General features: G+C 64.5%; 21 protein-coding genes and 1 tRNA gene. 7 read left to right on the top strand and 15 right to left on the bottom strand.

Annotation, left to right across the window (positions count from 1 at the left end):
• Window positions 1-255: 255 nt before the first annotated feature.
• Complete coding sequence (locus tag HOY44_RS18590) at window positions 256-678, bottom strand: DUF1499 domain-containing protein (RefSeq protein WP_008328967.1); 423 nt, start codon at window positions 676-678, stop codon at window positions 256-258.
• A 55-nt stretch (window positions 679-733) separates the two neighbouring features.
• Between HOY44_RS18590 and HOY44_RS18585 the strand changes: the two genes are divergently transcribed.
• Complete coding sequence (locus tag HOY44_RS18585) at window positions 734-1078, top strand: hypothetical protein (RefSeq protein ID WP_287436796.1); 345 nt, start codon at window positions 734-736, stop codon at window positions 1076-1078.
• A gap of 143 nt (window positions 1079-1221) precedes the next feature.
• On the opposite strand, the gene speB is transcribed toward HOY44_RS18585, so the two are convergent.
• Entirely contained in the window at window positions 1222-2181 is a 960-nt protein-coding gene (gene speB / locus HOY44_RS18580; RefSeq protein ID WP_287436794.1) for an agmatinase, read from the bottom strand.
• Window positions 2182-2287: 106 nt separating this feature from the next.
• Here speB and mazG point away from each other — a divergent pair, with 106 nt between their 5' ends.
• The gene (mazG, locus tag HOY44_RS18575; protein ID WP_138423280.1) at window positions 2288-3118 is read left to right on the top strand and encodes a nucleoside triphosphate pyrophosphohydrolase; all 831 of its coding nucleotides are present in this window, start codon (window positions 2288-2290) and stop codon (window positions 3116-3118) included.
• A 72-nt stretch (window positions 3119-3190) separates the two neighbouring features.
• Window positions 3191-4192: a Fe(3+) ABC transporter substrate-binding protein gene (locus HOY44_RS18570; protein WP_138423281.1), complete on the top strand. Its 1002-nt coding sequence runs from the start codon at window positions 3191-3193 to the stop codon at window positions 4190-4192.
• Window positions 4193-4218: 26 nt separating this feature from the next.
• Here HOY44_RS18570 and HOY44_RS18565 read toward each other — a convergent pair whose 3' ends face one another.
• The 3 genes from HOY44_RS18565 to HOY44_RS18555 form a co-directional block, all read right to left on the bottom strand.
• Complete coding sequence (locus HOY44_RS18565; RefSeq protein ID WP_287436790.1) at window positions 4219-5580, bottom strand: cytochrome P450; 1362 nt, start codon at window positions 5578-5580, stop codon at window positions 4219-4221.
• On the bottom strand, window positions 5580-6818 hold the full coding sequence (locus HOY44_RS18560; RefSeq protein WP_287436788.1) for a hypothetical protein: 1239 nt from the start codon (window positions 6816-6818) through the stop codon (window positions 5580-5582). The genes HOY44_RS18565 and HOY44_RS18560 overlap by 1 nt, the downstream gene beginning before the upstream one ends.
• 173 nt (window positions 6819-6991) lie before the next feature.
• A complete protein-coding gene (locus HOY44_RS18555; protein ID WP_287436786.1) occupies window positions 6992-7744 on the bottom strand; it encodes a cytochrome c biogenesis CcdA family protein in 753 nt (250 codons plus the stop codon).
• Between the two features lie 96 nt (window positions 7745-7840).
• On the opposite strand from HOY44_RS18555, the gene HOY44_RS18550 reads away from it, so the two are divergent.
• Window positions 7841-8071 carry a sulfurtransferase TusA family protein gene (locus HOY44_RS18550; protein ID WP_008328982.1) on the top strand — a complete coding sequence of 77 codons (231 nt, stop codon included), beginning with the start codon at window positions 7841-7843 and terminating at the stop codon, window positions 8069-8071.
• Window positions 8072-8227: 156 nt separating this feature from the next.
• Here HOY44_RS18550 and HOY44_RS18545 read toward each other — a convergent pair whose 3' ends face one another.
• The 6 genes from HOY44_RS18545 to pdxH form a co-directional block, all read right to left on the bottom strand.
• The gene (locus HOY44_RS18545; protein ID WP_287436783.1) at window positions 8228-8518 is read right to left on the bottom strand and encodes a hypothetical protein; all 291 of its coding nucleotides are present in this window, start codon (window positions 8516-8518) and stop codon (window positions 8228-8230) included.
• Window positions 8519-8530: 12 nt separating this feature from the next.
• A complete protein-coding gene (locus tag HOY44_RS18540) occupies window positions 8531-12223 on the bottom strand; it encodes a vitamin B12-dependent ribonucleotide reductase (RefSeq protein WP_287436781.1) in 3693 nt (1230 codons plus the stop codon).
• A gap of 642 nt (window positions 12224-12865) precedes the next feature.
• A tRNA-Pro gene (locus tag HOY44_RS18535) sits at window positions 12866-12942 on the bottom strand.
• A 41-nt stretch (window positions 12943-12983) separates the two neighbouring features.
• Window positions 12984-13451, bottom strand: a complete 468-nt coding sequence (locus tag HOY44_RS18530) for a DUF192 domain-containing protein (protein ID WP_407943661.1) — start codon at window positions 13449-13451, stop codon at window positions 12984-12986.
• Between the two features lies 1 nt (window position 13452).
• Complete coding sequence (locus HOY44_RS18525; protein ID WP_287436779.1) at window positions 13453-13983, bottom strand: cold-shock protein; 531 nt, start codon at window positions 13981-13983, stop codon at window positions 13453-13455.
• 117 nt (window positions 13984-14100) lie between these two features.
• Entirely contained in the window at window positions 14101-14706 is a 606-nt protein-coding gene (gene pdxH / locus HOY44_RS18520; protein WP_287436777.1) for a pyridoxamine 5'-phosphate oxidase, read from the bottom strand.
• A 121-nt stretch (window positions 14707-14827) separates the two neighbouring features.
• Between pdxH and fabI the strand changes: the two genes are divergently transcribed.
• On the top strand, window positions 14828-15649 hold the full coding sequence (gene fabI, locus HOY44_RS18515) for an enoyl-ACP reductase FabI (RefSeq protein WP_008328994.1): 822 nt from the start codon (window positions 14828-14830) through the stop codon (window positions 15647-15649).
• Window position 15650: 1 nt separating this feature from the next.
• Window positions 15651-16157, top strand: coding sequence for a xanthine phosphoribosyltransferase (gene gpt, locus HOY44_RS18510; RefSeq protein ID WP_138423935.1), 507 nt, complete (start codon window positions 15651-15653; stop codon window positions 16155-16157).
• 77 nt (window positions 16158-16234) lie between these two features.
• Here gpt and HOY44_RS18505 read toward each other — a convergent pair whose 3' ends face one another.
• The 3 genes from HOY44_RS18505 to HOY44_RS18495 are packed head-to-tail and all read right to left on the bottom strand — an operon-like array spanning window position 16235 to window position 18280.
• Window positions 16235-16756 (bottom strand): gamma carbonic anhydrase family protein, encoded by a 522-nt coding sequence (locus HOY44_RS18505; protein ID WP_287436774.1) that lies wholly within the window; start codon window positions 16754-16756, stop codon window positions 16235-16237.
• Window positions 16753-17394 carry a guanylate kinase gene (gene gmk / locus HOY44_RS18500; RefSeq protein WP_008328999.1) on the bottom strand — a complete coding sequence of 214 codons (642 nt, stop codon included), beginning with the start codon at window positions 17392-17394 and terminating at the stop codon, window positions 16753-16755. Before gmk ends, HOY44_RS18505 begins: the two co-directional genes overlap by 4 nt.
• A 7-nt stretch (window positions 17395-17401) precedes the next feature.
• Window positions 17402-18280 carry a YicC/YloC family endoribonuclease gene (locus HOY44_RS18495; RefSeq protein WP_287437276.1) on the bottom strand — a complete coding sequence of 293 codons (879 nt, stop codon included), beginning with the start codon at window positions 18278-18280 and terminating at the stop codon, window positions 17402-17404.
• 146 nt (window positions 18281-18426) lie between these two features.
• Between HOY44_RS18495 and HOY44_RS18490 the strand changes: the two genes are divergently transcribed.
• Window positions 18427-19119 (top strand): PAS domain-containing protein, encoded by a 693-nt coding sequence (locus HOY44_RS18490; RefSeq protein WP_287436772.1) that lies wholly within the window; start codon window positions 18427-18429, stop codon window positions 19117-19119.
• Window positions 19120-19237: 118 nt separating this feature from the next.
• Here HOY44_RS18490 and HOY44_RS18485 read toward each other — a convergent pair whose 3' ends face one another.
• A complete protein-coding gene (locus HOY44_RS18485; protein WP_040885450.1) occupies window positions 19238-20608 on the bottom strand; it encodes a class II 3-deoxy-7-phosphoheptulonate synthase in 1371 nt (456 codons plus the stop codon).
• Between the last annotated feature and the right edge of the window lie 155 nt (window positions 20609-20763).

Here is a 20763-nt window from a genome sequence, read left to right as displayed (position 1 = left end):
TCGTCGCGCAAAGCCGTGATTTGGTCAAGCCCGTGTTATCGGCTACCGTAACCCATGCGCGCCCTGTTCCCCCTGCTTTTCACCGCCGCGCCGGCCCTGGCCGATCCCGACTGCTTCTGCACGGATCGCGAGGGCGCGCGGGTCGAACTGGGGCAGGAAATCTGCATGACGGTCGATGGCCGCGCCTTCATGGCGCGCTGCGAGATGACGCTGAACACGCCGTCATGGAAACCGACGGGCGAGATGTGCGTGTCCTCACGCCTCCGCTTCGAGCCGGTCGAACCAGCGCGTAACCTTGGCCGCGTTCACCCCCATGTCGCCCTTGCCGAACACCAGATGCGACTGGACATGCAGATTGCCGTCCTCGACCCAGATCACCGCGATATCCGGGAATGCCCAAAGCTTTGAGCGCGTGACGAAGGTCGCGGGGTCGGTGCCGTCGCCGATCCGCTCGGTGCGCGGGGTGGCGGCCGCGATCTCGACCATCCTGTCCAGCGCGTTTTCCGGCAGGTCCGACAATGGGCGGACCACCTTGATCCCGCCGATCGAGGGATGGACGCCCTCGGCATCCGGGCCGGGCTTCGCACTCAGGCGGTCCTGTGGCAGCGGAGACACCCGGACCCAGAGTCCGAAGACGATGACGAGCGCGACGAGAACGCCGATGATTTTCAGGAGCATTTGGCCTCCGACCTGTTAGCTTGGGCTCAGGTTAACGGCATTTCGGAGGAAGACCATGGTTTTGCGGATATTCGTGATCGCGGCCACCCTGCCCGCAGCAGTGCTCGCCCAGGCATACGATGGGGTCTATTACCCGTCCGGCATGAGCGGCTGGTCCTGTCAGACCATCGGCATGGACGGGGGCGCCGTGGCCATCCAAGACGGGCAGTTGATGGGGGTCGAGAACACCTGCGACCTTATGAACCCGGTCGGTGTCACGGGGATGGAGGCGACGCTTTACGATATGGAATGTTCCGCCGAGGGCACGACCTATACCGAGCGCGTCATGCTGATGCGGTCGGGTGAAGGGGTCTATGTCATCCGCGACGGATTCGTCGCCGAATGGTCCCGCTGCGAGTGAGCGGAGCGGGCTTGCGCCCGCACATCGTCAGCACGGGCCCGCCTGCGGGCGGGCCCGTGCGGGCGGAGGGAGGCCAGCCTCCCTGACCGGATTTGCAGGCAAATCCGGCCCACCCTCCGAGGTTTTTCGAAACAGAGAAGGGATCAGCGGCGGGTATAGCCCCAGAGGCTGAGGATCTCGACCGCGACATGGGCGCCCGCGATGGCCGTGGCGCCCGTGGGGTCGAAGGGAGGCGACACCTCGACGATATCGCCGCCGACGATGTTCGTGCCCTTGAGCCCGCGCAGGATCGCCGCCGCCTGCGCCGAGGTGAGCCCGCCCCAGACCGGGGTGCCGGTGCCGGGGGCGAAGGCGGGGTCGAGCCCGTCGATATCGAAGGTGAGATAGGCCTGCGCGTCGCCCACGACCGATTTGATCCGCTCGACGACCGCTTTCGGACCTATGTCGTGCACCTCGGGCGCGTCGATCACGGTGATGCCGAGCGTATCCTCGTTCACGGTGCGGATCCCGATTTGGACGGAATGCGCGGTGTCGATCAGCCCCTCCTCGACCGCGGTGTAGACGAAGGTGCCGTGATCCACGCGGGCCGGGTCCGGGTTTTCCCAACTGTCGGTGTGGGCGTCGAACTGGATAAGCGCCAAGGGCCCGTGCTTCGCCACATGGGCGCGCAGGATCGGAAGCGTGATCGAATGGTCGCCGCCCAGCGTCACCACCGCGCAATCCTGCGCGAGGATGCCCGCGATGTGGCGTTCGATCCGGTCGCGGATCTCGACCGGGGCCGCGTAATCGAAGGCCATGTCGCCGTAATCCGCGATGGCGAAGGTCGACATCACGTCGTAATCCCAGCCATAGGGCGGTTCGGGGGTTTGCAGCGCCGAAGCTTCGCGGATCGCACGTGGGCCGAGGCGCGTGCCGGGCCGGTTGGTCACCGCCTGATCGAACGGAATGCCCGTGACCGCGATATCGGCATGGGTCAGATCTTTGGTGTAACGGCGGCGCAGGAAACTGGTCGCGCCCGCGAAGGTGTTCTCGAACGCGAGCCCCTTCATCTCGTCCCGCGTGAATGCGACATCGACTTCGTTCTGTGCGTCTTCGAGCGACATGGTGCCTCCTCAATGGTCGCGCGCAGGGTGCCACCGGGCCGCATCCCCCGCAAGCTCTGGCGATGCGCGGCGCGCTTTGCTACGGGTTCGGACGAAGGAGACGCTCATGACGAATTCGGACGACATCGTGCACGACCCGGCAGGCGGCATCCCCCGGTTGGTCGAGATCATGCGGCGCCTGCGCGACCCGGACACGGGCTGCCCGTGGGACATCGAGCAGGATTTCGCGACCATCGCGCCCTATACCATCGAAGAGGCCTATGAGGTGGCCGACGCGATCGAGCGCGAGGCATGGGGCGAGCTGCGCGGCGAATTGGGCGATCTGTTGTTCCAGTCGGTGTTTCACGCACAGATGGCGTCCGAACGCGGGCTGTTCGACATCGACGACGTGGCCAACACCATGTCGGACAAGATGGTCGCGCGCCATCCTCATGTGTTCGGAGACGAAACCCGCGACAAGTCCGCCGAACAGCAGACCGTGGACTGGGAGACGATCAAGGCCGCCGAGCGTGCAGCGCGGGATCGTGGCGGGGTGCTGGACGATGTGGCGCTGGGCCTGCCCGCGCTCTTGCGGGCGGTGAAGCTTCAGAAACGGGCCGCGCGGGTGGGGTTCGACTGGCCCGACCTCGCGCCGGTGCTCGACAAGGTGGCCGAGGAGGCGCGCGAGGTGGTCGAGGCGCGGGATCACCTGTCGCACGCGGAACTGACCGAGGAGATCGGTGATCTTTTCTTCGTGCTGGCCAACGTGGCGCGGCATCTGAAGGTCGATCCGGAGGCGGCCTTGCGCGGCACCAATGCCAAATTCGTGCGCCGCTTCCGGGGGATAGAAGCGCGGCTTCAGGCGATGGGGAAACGCCCAGAGGACAGCGACCTTGCCGAGATGGATGCGCTCTGGGAGGCCGTGAAAGCCGAGGAGAAGGCCGGCGCGAATTCCTGATTGTTTCCGTGTGGTATTGACCTGACGAATTTAGTCAGATTTAACGCGGGCGAACGCAATACGGAGGATTCCATGTTCCGCACCACCATCACCGCCGCCTGCCTTGCCGCGACCGCAATGCCGGCGCTCGCCGAGGTCAACGTCTATTCCTACCGCCAGCCGGAGCTCATTCAGCCGCTGGTCGATGCCTTCACCGAAGACACCGGGATCGAGGTCAACGTGGCCTTCCTGAACACCGGCATGGTCGAACGGCTTCAGGCCGAAGGGCAGCGTTCGCCCGCGGACGTGATCCTGACGACCGACATCTCGCGCCTTGCCGAACTGGTGGCCGCCGACGTGACCCAGCCGGTCGACAGCGAAACGCTCACCACGCAGATCCCGGAAAACCTGCGCGACCCCGGCAACCAGTGGTTCGCACTGACCACCCGCGCCCGCGTCGTCTATGCCTCGAAAGAGCGCGTGGCCGAGGGCGAAGTCACGACCTACGAGGATCTCGCGGACCCGAAATGGGAGGGGCGCATCTGCACCCGGTCCGGCACCCATGCCTATATGGTCGCGCTCACCTCGGCGGCGATTCACCACATGGGCGAAGAGGGCGCGAAAGCCTGGCTCGAAGGCGTGAAATCCAACCTCGCGATGAAGCCGCAGGGCAACGACCGGGCGCAGGTCAAATCGATCTGGGCCGGCGAATGCGACATCTCGCTGGGTAACACCTATTACATGGGCGAAATGCTGGACGACCCGGAACAGACCGAATGGGCCAACTCGGTTCGCATCGAGTTTCCGGTGTTCGAAGGTGGCGGCACGCACGTCAACGTCTCGGGCATGGCGATGACCAAGGCCGCGCCGCACCGCGAAGATGCGCTGGCGTTCATGGAGTTCCTCGCCTCGGACAAGGCGCAGGAAATCTATGCCGAAGCCGTGCACGAATACCCGGTGGACCCCGAAGTGCCGAACGCGCCGATGGTCGAAAGCTGGGGCAGCTTCACCGCCGATGACGTGGCGCTGATGGATCTGGCCAAACTGCGCCCCGACGCGCTGCGCATCACGCAGGAAGTCGACTACGACGGCTGACCCCTTCGGGTCACACCGTCCGGCGGTCAGGGGGAACGGCGCTCGATCCTGAGCCAGATGCCATCCTTGCCGCGCACGGTCAGATGGGCGACCGGCATTGCCGGTCTGCCCGCGACCGTCTCGAACCGGAACCGGCGCAGAAGCATGGCCAGAAGGAGCGGTCCTTCGGCCATCGCGAACCCGGCCCCGGTGCAGACCCGTTGTCCCGCCGAGAACGGCATATAGGCCTCGCGCAGACAGGTCTTGCCGTTCTCGGTCGCGAACCGGCCCGGATCGAAGTCGTCCGGCCGCTCCCACAAGCGCTCATGGCGGTGCTGGTGCCACGGGCTGAGGACGATCTGCGCCCCCTTCGGCACGTCACGGTCCCGGAAATGCTCGGGACAGGCCGCTTCGCGCACCATCATGGGCACCGGGGGGTAGAGCCGCAGAGCTTCGCGGAACACGTCGCGCGCGATCCGCAGGCGCGACACGGTCCCGAACTCCGGCGTGTCGCCCAGATGCGCCCGCGCCTCCTCCGCCACCCTGTCCTGCCACTCGGGGAACAGGGCGAGCAGGTAGAGCGTCCAGGCCAGGGCCGAGGCCGAAGTCTCATGCCCCGCCAAAAAGAAGATCGCCACCTGATCGACCATCTCGGCGGTATCGAAGGTCTCGTGCGTGACCGGATCGCGGGTCGTCATGATCTTGGTCGCCAGATCGTCGGGTGCCGTGCCTGCCTCGATCGCCGCCATGCGGTCCGCCGTCATCTGCGTGATGAGCGCGCGAATCTCGGCCGCCGTCCGTTTGGTCGCCCGGCTGTGAAAACGGGGAAACCACTTCGGCAAGGGCAGCACCGCGCCAAGGTTCAGGACCGGTTGCGCGCGCTGGTGCTCGCGGAATTTCTCGAACACGCGCGAGGCGGTCCGATCCTCGATGGGGACAGAGAACAGGGTGCGAAAGATCACATCGGCGGCGGCATGGCTGGTCTCGGGCTCGATATCGACCGCCTGACCCACAAGCGTCTCCATCCGTGCCTCGGCCGCCTGCCCCGCCGCCCACATCGCCGGAAACGTGTCGCGCAGCCGACCGCCTTCGAAGGCCGGGTCGATGATCCGGCGTTGCCGCTTCCACGTCTCGCCGTTGGTCACGAAGACCGAATTGCCCAGAAGCGGGGCCAAACCTTCGCGGATACGGTCGGATTTCGGGAAATCGTTGGGGCGGTCCTTCAGCACCAGTTTCGTCAGCGCCGGGTCGTTGCAGAGATAGGACCGGAAGAACGGCGTGCGGAACTCGGCCATCCACGCACGGTACAGGTGGCCGGGCTGGGCCGACAGGATATCCTCGCGAAAGAGCCGCGCATAACGGCGCAGCGATATGCGGCCCGGACGCGGGGCGGGCTTGGGCGGCTGCATCACGACGCCATGCTCGTGAATTTCGACGCCGCCACTCTGATCGCGCTTTGCGAGGGGGCGCGCCCCGCGAACCGCTCGGCCAGCGTGAGCGGCCCTGCCGTGATGCGGAAATAGTCATAATCGCCGGGACGGTCGAAGGCGCAGAGATACTGGAAATGCAGCCGGAAGAACCGCCAGCGCAATTCCTTCCAACGCTCCGGGCTGAGGGTCTGGGTGAAGGCCGCCGAGATCACAAGCGGCCAGCGTTGTCCCTCGGGCGCGACCCCCGACACCGCCACCGGATCGCATAGCGCGAAAGCGCAGCCATCCCCGGGCGCGGTCACGTCGAGCCAGAACAGGCTGTCGGAGGTGGACAGATCGTGCAGATCGCGCCTGAGCCGGTCGGCATCCCTGAGGAACGACACCATCGGCACCACCTGCCCCAGCGTGAGAAAGCCAAGCGCGGGCCCGTCCGCCGGAATGCGCCCGGCCCGGTCCAGATCGGCAAGGATCGACACGCCGAGATGCGCGCCCGACGAATGGCCGACGACCAGCACCTCGTCCACGTCCTCGGCAAGCGCGGCGGCGATCTGGTCCGCGAACGCGGCGATCCGCGCCTCAAGCTCCGGCGGATTGGCCCCCCGAGAGCGGGCCGAATAGGCGTAATCGTGCATGAGGTAATAGACGAACAGCTTGTTATCGTAACGCCGGAACGCGCGCAGCACGGCTACCAGCACGGCGACGAGCGCCAGCCAGAACACGAGATGCGCCAGCACACCCGGCACCACCGCGCCCACCGCCCATTTCAGAATGCCGCCCACGATCCAGCCCGCGAGCAGCGCGACGACCAGTTGCAGGATCAGCATCCCGACCGGATAGAGCGCGGCCATCACCGGCCCCTTGCGCAACCGCATCAGCCGCCACAGCGCCCCCGACCCGATATAGGTCCAGGCCGTGCGCGCCATCAGCAGATAGGTCTGGGGAATGTTCAGCGCCATCGATGTGCGCACGATGTCGGACCAGACCAGCACGTCGAACTCCGCCTCGACCTCGCCGCCCTCGATCGCGCCGTCGACCTGCCAGCCATAGGTCGCGCCGCCCTGACGGCCCACGAGGCCGATCTCATAGCCCGAAATCGCCGCCTGCGCCGCCCCTTCGCTGCGGTAGAGCTCACGGTAGCGGCGGGGATGAATCGGGTCGTAGCCGGGGATGTAGAACACCCGCCGCCGCCTCACGCTCTGTCCTAGCCCGTCCGTCATCGCTCACTGCCTCTTTCGCGAAACGATAGCCCCCGTTTCCGGCGAAAATAAGCCCCTCACGCGACAATCCGGGCGCAGGCCCGCTCTCTTCTTCGGTCCAAAAATACCTCGGAGGGGGTCCGGGGGAGGCAGCGCCTCCCCCGGTGGATCGCCGCGCCCCAGCGCGGCGAAACTCAGCCCAGTGTCGCGAGCGCCGGAAAGGTTTCGAGAAGCCAATAAGAAAACGCCGAAAAGCCCCCGGTCAGCATCAAGAGGCCGATGGTCCACAGAAGCAGCCCCATAATCCGCTCGATCCGCTCCATATGCCGCTTCATCCAGCCCATGACGCCCTTCATCCGGGGGAAGAACGCGGCGACCAGCAGGAACGGAATGCCCAGCCCCGCCGCGTAGATGGCCAGAAGGAAGGTGCCCCTCGCCACGTTCGCCTCGGATGCCGCGAGCGACAGGATCGCGCCCAGTTGCGGGCCGATGCAGGGCGTCCAACCGAAGGCGAAGGCCAGCCCAAGAAGATAGGCGCCGAAGGCACTCCCCCCTTGGTCGCCCGCGTCCAGCCGCGCCTCGCGGTTCAAGAAGGGGATCGTGAAGATGCCAAGAAAATGCGCCCCGAACACCATGACCACGATCCCGGCCAAGGTGTTGAAGATGCTTTGGTTTTGCAGAAAGAACGCGCCGAAGGCACTCGCGGCGAATCCCATGAACAGGAACACCGTGGACAGGCCCAGCACGAAAAACAGCGCCGCGACCGTCGCCTTGCGCGACGATCTCGCGCCCTCGGACAACTCCGTGACGCTCACGCCCGACATATAGGCCAGATAGGGTGGCACGATGGGCAGCACGCAGGGGCTGAGAAAACTCAAAAGCCCCGCGACCAGCGCGATGAGAAGCGCGGGCAGAAGGCTCGCGTCGATAAGGTCTATCCCGAACATGCTCCCCCTCTACCCGGCTCCGCGCCCGCCGTCACCTGCCACAACGTCACATCCGGGCGATGGACTTGTAACACCTTCGGCAGTATGCGCTTGGCCATGGATCACGACGTGGAAATCGACGCCATCGGGCTTCTCTGCCCCTGGCCGGTGCTGAAGGCAGGCAAGGCCCTGCGCGGGATGCAGCCCGGTCAGGTTCTGCGCCTGCTCGCCACCGACCCGGTTGCCGTGATCGACGTGCCGCATTTCTGCGCCGAGGAAGGGCACACGCTGATCTCGACCGACGACGACGGTGCCGCCACCGCCTATACGATCCGCAAGGGCGCCTAGCCGGACCGTCCGTCGCAATGGCCTGATCTCAAAAGAAAAAGGGGAGCCCATGGCTCCCCAGTTTCGCTGATAAGGCTCGTCATTGTACCGCCCGGTTGTTTTCTGCCTGCGGCCCTATCCGCGTCAGGGGCGAGCGCACCCGCCCCGTGTCTCGTCTCATCCGGCGTCGCGCGCCCGTGCCATCGCAGGCACCGCCCCGTCGGTCAGGAAGTAGGCCACCCCCTGCGTCAGGTCGAATTCCCGCACGTGGAGCGTGATCGTCTCGCCGGTGTCGGTCACGAAGGTGAGCGGCCCTTCGCTTTCCGACCCGATCATCGCGGCGGGCACGCGGAACGCGCCCGACCCGTGTGTTTCGCCGCCGCCGATGGTCAGGAGAATGCGAAGGTCCATCCGCTCGGTCTCGTGACCATCGACCAGAAAAGACCCCCGGTAATCTCTCAGCTCCATCGTCCGCGCTCCTCAGCTACAGCCGCTCGTCGCGCCGCAGGTGTTGCACTTCATGCAGGTGCCGTTGCGCACCAGCGTGTAGTTGCCGCAGTCGCCGCAGGCCTCGCCCTCGTAGCCCTGCATCTTCGCCTTGGCGCGGGCGTCCATCGTCATGACGGTCCCGGTCCCGAGCGAGGTTGCGGGTTCCGCGACCATCGAGCCTCCGGCCATGCCCCCCGACGTGGCGGGCACCAGCGTGTTCAGCGCCGTGAGCGCGTCGTCGGTGCCCGTGGACTGGCCGCCCTGAAGCACCACCAGTTCCTGCGGCAGACGCTTGCGCAGGTAGCCGGTCGAGGACACCTGTTTCAGCATCTCGAGCGAGCGGGTCGCGGCGGTCTCGGACATTTCCTTGACGTTGGCGACGCCCTCTTCCTGACCGCGGCCCACATCGTCGAAGGACGAGCCTTCGGGCTTCACATGGGCCAGATCTGTGCGGTCGAGGTAGGACACCGCAAGCTCGCGGAAGATGTAGTCGAGGATCGACGTCGCGTTCTTGATCGTGTCGTTGCCCTGCACCATCCCGGCCGGCTCGAACTTGGTGAAGGTGAAGGCGTCCACGAACTCCTCCAGCGGCACGCCGTATTGCAGGCCGACCGACACGGCGATGGCGAAGTTGTTCATCATCGCCCGGAAGCCTGCGCCTTCCTTGTGCATATCGATGAAGATCTCGCCCAGTTGCCCGTCGGAGTATTCGCCGGTGCGCAGGTAGACCTTGTGACCGCCGACGATGGCTTTCTGGGTGTACCCCTTGCGGCGATCCGGCATCTTTTCGCGGCCCGCGCGGGCGACTTCCTTGATGACCACCTTCTCGATGATCTTCTCGGCCAGCACTTCGGCTTTCTGCTGCGGCGTGCCGGTGGCGAGGATTTCCTCGGCCTCGTCGTCGTCTTCGACCAGAGCGGCGGCCAGCGGTTGCGACAGCTTGGAGCCGTCACGGTAGAGCGCGTTCGCCTTGATCCCCAGCGACCACGACAGTTCGTAGGCGCGCTGACAATCTTCGATGGTCGCGTCGTTCGGCATGTTGATCGTCTTCGAGATCGCCCCGGAGATGAACGACTGGGCGGCGGCCATCATGTAGATGTGCGCATCCGTGGACAGGAACCGCTTGCCCTTCTTGCCGCAGGGGTTGGCGCAGTCGAACACCTTGTAGTGCTCTTCTTTCAGGTGCGGCGCACCCTCCAGCGTCATGGTGCCGAGCGCGTGGTCGTTGGCCGCTTCGATATCACCCTTGGAGAACCCGAGGTGCTTCAGCAGATCGAAGGTCGGGTCGTTCAGCTCGTCGCCAAGGCCAAGATCGTTGCGGCAGAACTCTTCGCCCAGCGTCCACTGGTTGAACAGGAACCGGATGTCGAAGGCGGACGCGAGGCCCTTTTCGATCTTCTGGATTTCGGCATTGCCGAAGCCCTTGTTCATCAGTGTCTGGGTGTTGATCCCCGGCGCGTTGCCAAGGCTGCCGTGACCGACCGCATAGGCGATGATCTCTTCAATCTGGGCCGAAGAATATCCAAGCTTTTCAAGGGCTGCCGGGACGGAGCGGTTGATGATCTTGAAGTAGCCGCCACCGGCCAACTTCTTGAATTTCACCAGCGCGAAGTCCGGTTCGATGCCGGTCGTATCGCAATCCATGACCAGACCGATGGTCCCAGTCGGCGCGATCACCGACACCTGTGCGTTGCGGTAGCCGTGCTTTTCACCCAGCGCGAGGGCTTCGTCCCAAGACGACATGGCGAGGTCGACGAGCGCCTTGTCCGGGCAGCCTGCGTGGTCAAGGGCGACCGGCTTGATGTCCAGCGCCTCGTAGCCGTCCGTGGCGCCATACGCCGCCGTGCGGTGGTTGCGAATGACGCGCAGCATGTGGTCGGCGTTGCGCTTGTAGCCGTCGAAGGCGCCAAGCTCACCGGCCATTTCAGCCGAAGTTGCGTAAGCCACACCCGACAGGATCGCGGTCAGCGCCCCGGTCAGCGCCCGGCCCTCTTTCGAGTCGTAGCCGAGGCCCATGTTCATCAGCAGGCCGCCGATGTTGGCGTAACCCAGACCCAGCGTGCGGAAGTCATAGGACAGTTGCGCGATTTCCTTGGACGGGAACTGCGCCATCGTCACCGAGATTTCCAGCGTCACGGTCCACAGGCGCGTGGCGTGCATGTAGTCCTCGGCCTGGAACGTGCCGTCCTTGAGGAAGGTGAGCAGGTTCATCGAAGCGAGGTTACAGGCCGTGTCGTCGAGGAACATGTATTCCGAGCACGGGTTCGAGCCCCGGATCGCGCCGTCTTCCGGGCAGGTGTGCCATGCGTTGACGGTGTCGTGGTACTGGATGCCCGGATCGGCACAGGCCCAAGCGGCGTGACCGATGTTCTCCCACAGATCGCGCGCCTTGATGGTCTTGGCGACCGAGCCGTCGGTGCGGCGGATCAGTTCCCAGTCGGCATCGGCTTCGACGGCCTTGAGGAAGGCGTCGGTGACGCGCACCGAGTTGTTCGAGTTCTGGCCCGAGACGGAGGCGTAGGCTTCCGAGTCCCAGTCGGTGTCGTAGGTCGGAAACTCAATGGATGCATAGCCTTGGCGGGCGTAGTCGAGAACGCGCTTGATGTAGGTCTCGGGGATCGCGACCTTTTTCGCGGCGCGCACGGCGTCCTTGAGTTGCGGATTCTCTTTCGGATCGGTGGCGGCGTCGATCGAGCCGTCCCAGCCGTGGATCGCGGTGAAGATGTCGTTCAGGTGACGCTCGTGCATCTTGGAGCCGGCGACGAGCGAGGCGACCTTCTGCTCTTCTTTCACCTTCCAGTTGATGTATTCCTCGATATCCGGGTGATCGGCATCGACGATGACCATCTTGGCGGCGCGGCGCGTGGTGCCGCCCGACTTGATCGCACCGGCGGCGCGGTCACCGATCTTGAGGAAGCCCATGAGGCCCGAGGATTTACCGCCGCCCGACAGCGGCTCGTTCGCGGCGCGCAGCGACGAGAAGTTGGTGCCGGTGCCGGAGCCGTATTTGAACAGGCGGGCTTCGCGGACCCACAGGTCCATGATGCCGCCGTCACCCACCAGATCGTCGCCGACCGACTGGATGAAACAGGCATGCGGCTGCGGATGTTCGTAGGCGGAGGCCGACTTGGTCAGCTCCTTGGTTTCGAAATCGACGTAGTAGTGACCCTGCGACGGGCCGTCGATGCCATAGGCCCAGTGCAGGCCGGTGTTGAACCACTGGGGCGAGTTCGGCGCGGCCATCTGTTTGGCCAGCATGAAACGCATCTCGTCGTAGTAGGCGCGCGCGTCTTCCTCGGTCGAGAAGTAGCCGCCCTTCCAGCCCCAATAGGCCCAGGCACCCGCGAGACGGTCGAACACCTGCTTGGACGAGGTTTCGCCACCGAAACGCTCGGCCTTGTCCATGGCGTCGAGCGCCTTGGTGTCGGGGACGTGGCGCCACAGGAACTCAGGCACGCCGTCTTCCTTGACCGGCTTCAGCGCGGCGGGAACGCCCGCCTTGCGGAAATACTTCTGTGCGATGACGTCGGAGGCCACCTGGCTCCAGCTTTCCGGGATCTCGATATCGTCGAGCTTGAACACGATGGTCCCGTCCGGGTTGCGGATCTCGGAGGTCGCGCGGGTGAACGTGATCGCGTCGTATGCGTCTTTGCCTGCCTCGGTGAACTTGCGTGCGATTTTCATTTTGGCCCCTGTGTCTCTCAATGCCGGTCACTGGATGGATCACTGCTCACGCTGACCCACGTCTCAACTCGTGCTGGCGGGGCCGGCGCGAAGGGAAAAACGGCCCCGGTCGCCGGAACATCGTTTCCCGGCAACTGTCGCGGCCCCTTTGTTGGGGTCCGATGTGAGGCTAACTATCCCTACCCGCCGACAGCCACTATATGTTGTGGCTTTCCGACCAGCACAAACAAACTGACGTAGGGGGGCGCACCCGTCAACGCGTTTTCAGGCCCCGTTAACCTCTTTTTTTCGTTGACGCTGACGCGCAGTGATTCATCCCCAACCCGCCCGCGCAGAGTCGTCGAAAAAGGCGTCGGATTTTCAGGCCTTTCTGTCATCAAACTGTCAAAAAGGATGAGTGTTGTGGGTAACTCAAGTCGCGACGCTACATATTGCGTGCGCGCCACAGTCCAGCACTCAATGTTCGATTCTGCATCGTTTCGCACAAGATTCGAGCCGAGAGCACACCACATATATTGTTAATGAACCAAATCGGACACCAGATATGGGCAGTCCAAAAGGATATAGGTCGCAGAATCGCATCCCGCCGATTCCCGGTCGACGGTCCTCGCGGGCGGGGGGACGGATGCAGGACGAGGGGAATGGTCGGGGCGGCGAGATTCGAACTCACGACCTTCTGTACCCAAAACAGACGCGCTACCAGGCTGCGCTACGCCCCGACGTGCGCCTCTCTACAAAGAGCGACGAGCGATGGAAAGACCTATTGCGCGGCGCAGGACCAGGCGGCCGCGTCGCCGAAGGCGGGATGGCGCATTTCGGCCCCCGCCTCGATCCCGATGGCCCCGGCCAGACCGCCCCGGATCTCGAGCACGGCCAGAATATCATCGCCACCCCGGATCGGCGTCAGATCGCCCGGCACCGCGTTCTCGTGCACGTTGCGCACGACGCCGTCGGCCCCAACGAAGATCATGTCGAGCGGGATCAGCGTGTTCTTCATCCAGAACGAGGCCGGGCGCGGGCTTTCATAGATGAACAGCATCCCCTGCCCGGACGGCAGGCTTTCGCGAAACATGAGCCCCTGCGCGCGCTCCGCGTCGTCGTCCGCGATCTCGACCGAGAACCGGGCGGTTCCGAACGCGCCACGCAGATCGACCTGTGCTTCATCACAGGTCTGGGCCGTCAGGGGGCCGGCCAGACACGCGGCCAGCAAAACACTCGTTACTTTCACGTCAGTCCTCTCCGTCCAAGGCCGCGTCCCAGGATGTCACCAACAGCGCCATGCGCCCACGTTCGCCCATCGCCGCGCGCATTCCGATGGCTTCGCCCGGTTGCAGGTCGGCAAGACCCGACCGGCGCAATACCTCGACATGGATGAACACGTCCTCCGGTTTACCGAAGGCGTTGGCGAAACCAAAGCCCTTACCCTTGTCGAACCATTTCACCCGCGCCGGTTCCAACGGGTCGGCGCGCGACAGGTCCAGATCCTCGGTGAACGTGCTGGCGATCGTCTCTTCGCTTTCGGCGGCATGAATGGCGAGCACTTCGACCGCCTGCATCCCGCGCGGCGTATCCTGCACGACGATCTCGATCCCGGCCCGGTCCGCGACCGAGCTTTGACCGAAGTTCCGAAGCACGTTGGCGTGTAGAAGAATGTCAGGCCCGCCCTGATCGGCGACCACGAAGCCAAACCCCTTGGCGGGGTCGAACCACTTTACCGTGCCACGCTGTACATAGCGGCCCGACGCTGTGTCGTCGTCCATGTCAAAGCACACCTTGTTGTCCAGCATCCCCAATTCCAAATGTGGACGATTGTGCAAAATGAAACAAGATGGCCGACCCTGACTTTTTCGACAGGACGCACGTTTTTCAACAAAGAATCACGGCTGTAAACGCTGGATTTTCCACGATGTTTGTGCTGACTCACGCGACCAGCGGAATCGGTCGTGCAGCCGGAACGCGCCGTCGGCCCAGAATTCCATCTCGGTCGGGACGATCCGAAAGCCACCCCAGAACGGTGGCCGCTTGGGATGCGTGCCGTGGGTCGCGGTCACTTTCGCCACCTCCGCCATGAGCGATGTCCGGCTGTCGAGCGGCTGGCTCTGGTGCGAGGCCCAGGCACCGAGACGGCTTTTGAGCGAGCGGGAGTCGTAATAGGCGTCGGCCTCCGGCCCGTCCGCGCGGGTCACGGTGCCCCGCACCCGCACCTGACGCCGCAGCGTTTTCCAATGAAGCACGAACGCCGCGCGCCCCGCCTGCTCGATCTCCTGCGCCTTTACCGAGCCGTAGTTGGTGTAGAACACGAACGCCTCGGCCTCGATATCCTTCAAAAGCACCATGCGCACATTGGGCATCCCGTCGGCGTCGACGGTCGACAAGGCGATGGCGTTCGGGTCGTTCGGCTCCGACACCTCGGCCTCGGCCAGCCAGGCCCGCGTGATGGCAAACGGGTCGTCGCCCGCGAAAATTCCAGTCCTGTCCGACATGACGCTCCCCGTTCCGACGCCGCCTGCCCTTTGGGCAACTTGCCTGCCCAGCAGGCTTGAAGGCCCCGTGGCAATCTCATAAACCGGGCTAACACGTAATCGACGGGACGGGGAACAGGCAATGTCGGGCGGATTGATGGACGGAAAACGCGGGCTGATCATGGGGCTCGCCAACGACAAATCAATCGCCTGGGGGATTGCCCGGGCCTGCGCCGAGGCGGGCGCCGAACTCGCCTTCTCCTATCAGGGCGAACAGATGAAAAAGCGGGTGGGTCCGCTGGCCGAACAACTCGGCTCGAACATCGTGGTCCCCTGCGACGTGATGGACGAAGCCTCGGTCGACGCGCTGTTCGACGAGCTGAAAGAGAAATGGGGCAAGATCGACTTTATCGTTCATGCCATTGGTTTCTCGGACAAAAACCAACTTCGCGGGCGCTATGCCGATACCACGCGCGAGAATTTCACCATGACGATGGATGTGTCGGTCTATTCCTTCACCGCTGTCGCCCGGCGCGCCGCCGACCTGATGCCCGATGGCGGGTCGATGCTGACGCTCACCTATTACGGCGCCGAACAGGTCATGCCGCATTACAACGTCATGGGCGTGGCCAAAGCCGCGCTTGAAGCGTCGGTGAGGTATCTGGCCGAAGACTTCGGCAAGGACGGTATCCGCGTGAACGCCATTTCCGCCGGGCCGATCCGCACTCTCGCCGCCTCTGGCATCGGCGATTTCCGTTATATCCTGAAGTGGAACGAGCTGAACTCGCCGCTGCGCCGCAACGTGACCATCGACGACGTGGGCAAATCGGCGCTGTATCTGTTGTCCGACCTCGGCTCGGGCGTGACGGGCGAGACGCATCATGTGGACGCGGGCTATCACGTCGTGGGCATGAAGGCCGTCGATGCGCCGGATATCGACGTCACCGTGAAGAAGGAAGACTGACATGGTCGACAACCGCCTGCCCCATGAAAAAGGCTTCCACGTCAGCTGGGACCAGATCCACCGCGACAGCCGCGCGCTCGCCTGGCGGCTCGACGGCAAAGGGCCGAACGACGGCGGGTGGAAGGCTGTGGTCGCGATCACCCGCGGCGGGCTGGCCCCCGCGATGATCGTCGCGCGCGAACTGGACATCCGCACGGTCGATACGATCAGCGTGAAAAGCTACAACCACCAGACCCAGACCGAGCCGGTCGTCATCAAATCGCCGGACATGGAGGTCTGCGGCGACGGCACCGGCGTTCTGGTGGTCGACGATCTGGTCGACACCGGCAAAACGCTCGAGGTCGTGCGCGACCTGATGCCGAACGCGCATTTCGCCACCGTCTATGCCAAGCCCAAGGGCAAGCCGATGGTGGACAGCTATATCACCGAGGTGAGTCAGGATACGTGGATTTTCTTCCCGTGGGACATGGCGCTGCAATATGTGGAACCCTATCGCGGCAAGGACTGACAGGCCGCTGCGCCAGACGAAAACCAGACGCCCGCGAATGGTTCCATACGCGGGCGTTTTCCTTTGCGGTCAGGAGTTTAGCCGATGGCTTTCAGCCCCGACCTGAACCGGCGCATGTTGTTTTGATAATGCAGCGCCGAGGCGATCAGCCCCTGTTTCGTCGCATCGTCCAACTCGCGCACGACCTTGCCGGGCGATCCCAGCACCATCGTCCCGTCGGGGATCACCTTGCCCTCGGTCACCAGCGCCCCGGCCCCGATCAGACAGCCCTTGCCGATCTTCGCGCCGTTCAGCACCGTCGCGCCCATGCCGATGAGCGATCCGTCCCCGACCGTGCAGCCATGCAGCATCGCCTTGTGGCCGATGGTGACATTCTCGCCCAGCGTCAGGGGAAAGCCCATGTCGGTGTGAAACACGCAGTTTTCCTGCACGTTCGTGCCCTTGCCGATGGTCAGGCGTTCGTTGTCGCCGCGCAGGGTGCAGCCGAACCAGACGCTCGACCCCTCTTCCAGCACCACGTCGCCGATCAGGTTCGCGTCGGGGGCGACCCATGTGTCCTCGTGGATGGTCGGCGCGATGCCGTCGAGTTCATAGATCATGCGTCTGCCTCGGTGAATTCTGCCTGTAGTTGGCGGATGAAGGGCGTGAGATTGGGTTGCTGCGACTTGCGCAGCCGCTCGGCCGATACGATCACCTTCAGCTTCTCGAACGTCGCGTCGAGGTCATCATTGACCAGAACATAGTCGTAGCCGTGCCAGTGGCTGATCTCGTCCCAGCTCTTTTGCATCCGTTTTTCAATGGTTTCGGGCGCATCCTTGCCGCGCGTTATAAGGCGGCGCTTCAACTCGGCAATCGAGGGCGGCAGGACGAAGATCGACAGCACATGGTGGCTGAGGCTGGAATCCTTGATCTGCTCGGCCCCCTGCCAGTCGATGTCGAAGAGCACGTCGCACCCGTTCTCGATCGCGTCGCGCACCGGGGCTTCGGGCGAGCCGTAGAAATGGCCGAACACATGGGCATGTTCGAGCATCTGACCGTCGGCCACGAGCTTCTTGAACCCGGTCTCGTCCATGAAACGGTAGTCCTTGCCGTCAACCTCGCCCTCGCGCGGGGTGCGCGTCGTGGCCGACACGGAAAACGCCAGCGTCGGATCCCAGTCCATCAGGCGATGGGCCAAGGTGGATTTCCCCGCGCCCGAGGGCGACGACAGGATGATGAGAAGGCCGCGGCGTTTCATGTCTGCCTCATTCGATGTTCTGAACCTGCTCACGCATCTGGTCGATCAGCGCCTTGAGGTCCAGCCCGATCCGCGTCAACGGCTGGAATCCGGCCTTGGAGCACAGCGTGTTGGCCTCGCGGTTGAACTCCTGCATCAGGAAGTCGAGCTTGCGTCCGCGCGGCTCGTCCCCGGTCAGCAGACTGCGCGCCTGCGCGACATGGGCGGTCAGGCGGTCGAGTTCCTCGCGCACGTCCGATTTCACGGCGATCAGGGCCAGTTCCTGTTCGATCCGGGTGCCGTCCATCGTCTCGGCACTGTCCATCACGCGGGCGAAGGCGGCTTTCAGCGTCGTCGCCTGATCCTCGCTGCGGGCGTCGAGCAGCGTCTCGGCCTCGCCCACCAGCGACTCGATCTCGGCCAGCTGGGCCGACAGCACGTCGCGAAGCGCGGCGCCTTCGTGCCGGCGCATGTCATTGAAGGCCGACAGGAGCGGCGGCAGGTCCGCGATCAGGGCCTTGAGAAGCGGCGCGGTATCGTCTTCGGTCTGCGCCGTCTCGACCACACCGCGCATGGCGGCGACATCGGCGGCACTGGTGCCCGCCAGTTCGATCCCGTTGCGGGCGGCGGCGGCGTTGATTTCGACCAGCATGGCGAGCGCCCGGTCGAGCCCGGCGGGATTGATCGCCAGCGCCCCCTCGTCCGCATCGCGCGTGATCCTGAGCCCGACGGTCACGTTGCCCCGCGCCACGGCACCGGACACGGCCTTGCGCACCGCGGGTTCCAGCCCGTCGACCCAGTCCGGCACGCGAATCCGCATGTCCAGCCCACGGGCATTGACCGAACGGATATCCCAGCTCCAGCTCCAGGGATGCAACGCGCCCTTGAGCGCCGCGAAGCCGGTCATCGAGTGGGTCAAGCGTTAACCCTTTCTTCAGGTTTCGCCCCAATCTGGACGAAATTGTGGCAGATTAAGGCATCGGTAAGGAACGCCGGTCATTCGTTAACAGAGGGTGCACGACGGGGCAACGTGCAGCACGAACAGGTAGTGTCATGAAGATCGAGTATCTGAAGGGTTCAAACGTCATTTCCATCGCTCCGGCGCGCGCGCAGGCGCATTTCCCGTCCATCGCCCGCGTGGACGCCTATTGGGACGCGCTGCGCAACGGGCGGGTGATGCCGACACGCGGCGACGTGGACCCGCGCGGTATCTCGGACGTTCTGGAATACGCGTTCGTCTTGGAAAAGAACGCGCCGGGCGTGGCGCGGACCCGGCTGGCGGGGATGCACCTGAACGATCTCATGGGGATGGAAGTGCGCGGTATGCCGATCACCGCCATGTTCCTGCCGGAAGGGCGGCGGGAGCTTCAGATGGTGCTGGAATCGGTGCTGGAAAGCCCGGCCAAGGCGCGCCTGACGCTTGAAAGCGACTCGGGCCTGACGCGGCCCAAGCTGGAGGCGCAGATGGTTCTGCTGCCGCTCAAGGACGAACGGGGGCGTCCGACACGCATCCTTGGGGCGTTACAGGCCAAGGGCAAGATCGGGCGCGGGCCGCGCCGGTTCAGGATCACCACGCAGTCGGTCGAACCGCTCCTGTCCGACACCGGGCCGCAGTACCCGATGGCCGAAGACCGCGCCCCGGCCCGGACCCAAGCGGCGGAACACACAGCGGCTTTCGATGGCGCAGAGTCGGGAACCGCCCCGTTCCTGCGCCTCGTGCACGACGCGGACGGGAGCGAGGGGTAGCGGACGTCCGCGTCGGGGAAGCCGCCGCCTGCCATCGCGGACGGCGGCTTCCCGGTGCTTCCAGACGAAAAACCCCGCGCCGAGGCGCGGGGTTTCTTGTTCAAGTATCCGGTGCCGGTCAGGCCGTCGCAGCCGCCGTTTCGATCTTGCCACGCCCCGAAAGCTCTTCGGCCACGAGGAAAGCGAGTTCGAGCGCCTGCGAGGCGTTGAGGCGCGGATCGCAGGCCGTGTGGTAACGGTCCGACAAATCCTCGTCCGTCACAGCGCGCAAACCGCCCGTGCATTCGGTCACGTCCTTGCCGGTCATCTCGAAATGCACGCCACCGGGGATGGTGCCCTGGTCGCGGTGGACGGCGAAAAACTCCTGCACCTCGGCCAGAACCTGTTCGAAGGGCCGGGTCTTGTAGCCCGAGGCCGACTTGATCGTGTTGCCGTGCATCGGATCGCAGGACCACACAACGTTCGCGCCTTCGGATTTCACCGTCTCGATCAGGCGCGGCAGATGTTCGGCCACCTTGCCCGCGCCGAAACGGGCGATCAGCGTCAGGCGCCCGGCCTCGTTCTCGGGGTTCAGCTTCTCCATCAGAACCTTGAGGTCCTCTTCCGTCGTGGTGGGGCCGCATTTCAGCCCGACCGGGTTGATGACCCCCCGCGCGAATTCGACATGCGCGCCGTCCGGCTGCCGCGTGCGGTCGCCGATCCAGATCATGTGGCCCGACCCGGCGACGACATTGCCGGAGGTCGAATCGACCCGCGCCAGCGCCTCTTCGTATTCGAGCAGAAGCGCCTCATGCGAGGTGTAGAAATCCACGGTGGACAGTTCGTGGTTCACGTCAGACGTCAGGCCCGCGGCACCCATGAAGTCGAGCGCATCTTGGATACGGCCAGCCATATCCCGATACTTCTCGGCCTCGTCGCTTTCCGTGAACCCCAATGTCCAGGAGTGGACCCGGTGGATGTCGGCGAAACCGCCCGTCGAGAACGCACGCAACAGGTTCAGCGACGCCGCCGATTGGGTGTAGGCCTGAAGCATCTTCTGCGGGTTCGGGATCCGCGCCTCGGGCGTGAAATCCAGATCGTTGATGATGTCGCCCCGGTAGCTGGGCAGTTCCACGCCATCGATGGTCTCGGTCGGGGCCGAGCGCGGCTTGGCGAATTGCCCGGCCATACGACCGACCTTCACCACCGGAACCTTGGCACCGTAGGTCAGCACCATCGCCATCTGCAACATCACCTTGAAGGTGTCGCGGATGTTGTCGGCGCTGAATTCCGCAAAGCTTTCGGCGCAATCGCCGCCTTGCAGCAGGAACCCCTGCCCGCGCGACACCGCGCCCAACTGCTTTTTCAACCGGCGCGCTTCGCCTGCGAAGACGAGCGGCGGATATTTGGACAGCTGGGCCTCGACCTCGGCCAGCGCGGCCTCGTCGGTATAATCCGGCATCTGAACCCGCGGTTTCGCGCGCCATGCCGATTTCGTCCAGTTGGTCATTTTCTTCTCCATCGCTCGGGCCCCGGGATTTGCGCCGTGCTCATGTTAGCGTCAACATTTCCGGGGAACATGGGGTGTATACCCACGCACCCGCCCCAAGGCAAAACAAACTTGCCCCGATCCGCTGGACGGGGGATTGCAAAAGTGCGTTAAAT

It is taken from the genome of Maritimibacter sp. (assembly GCF_016774595.1).
GTDB lineage: Bacteria > Pseudomonadota > Alphaproteobacteria > Rhodobacterales > Rhodobacteraceae > Maritimibacter > Maritimibacter alkaliphilus.
The sequence above is the reverse complement of the archived record's forward strand: the minus strand, read 5'-3'. Positions and strand labels throughout refer to the sequence as shown.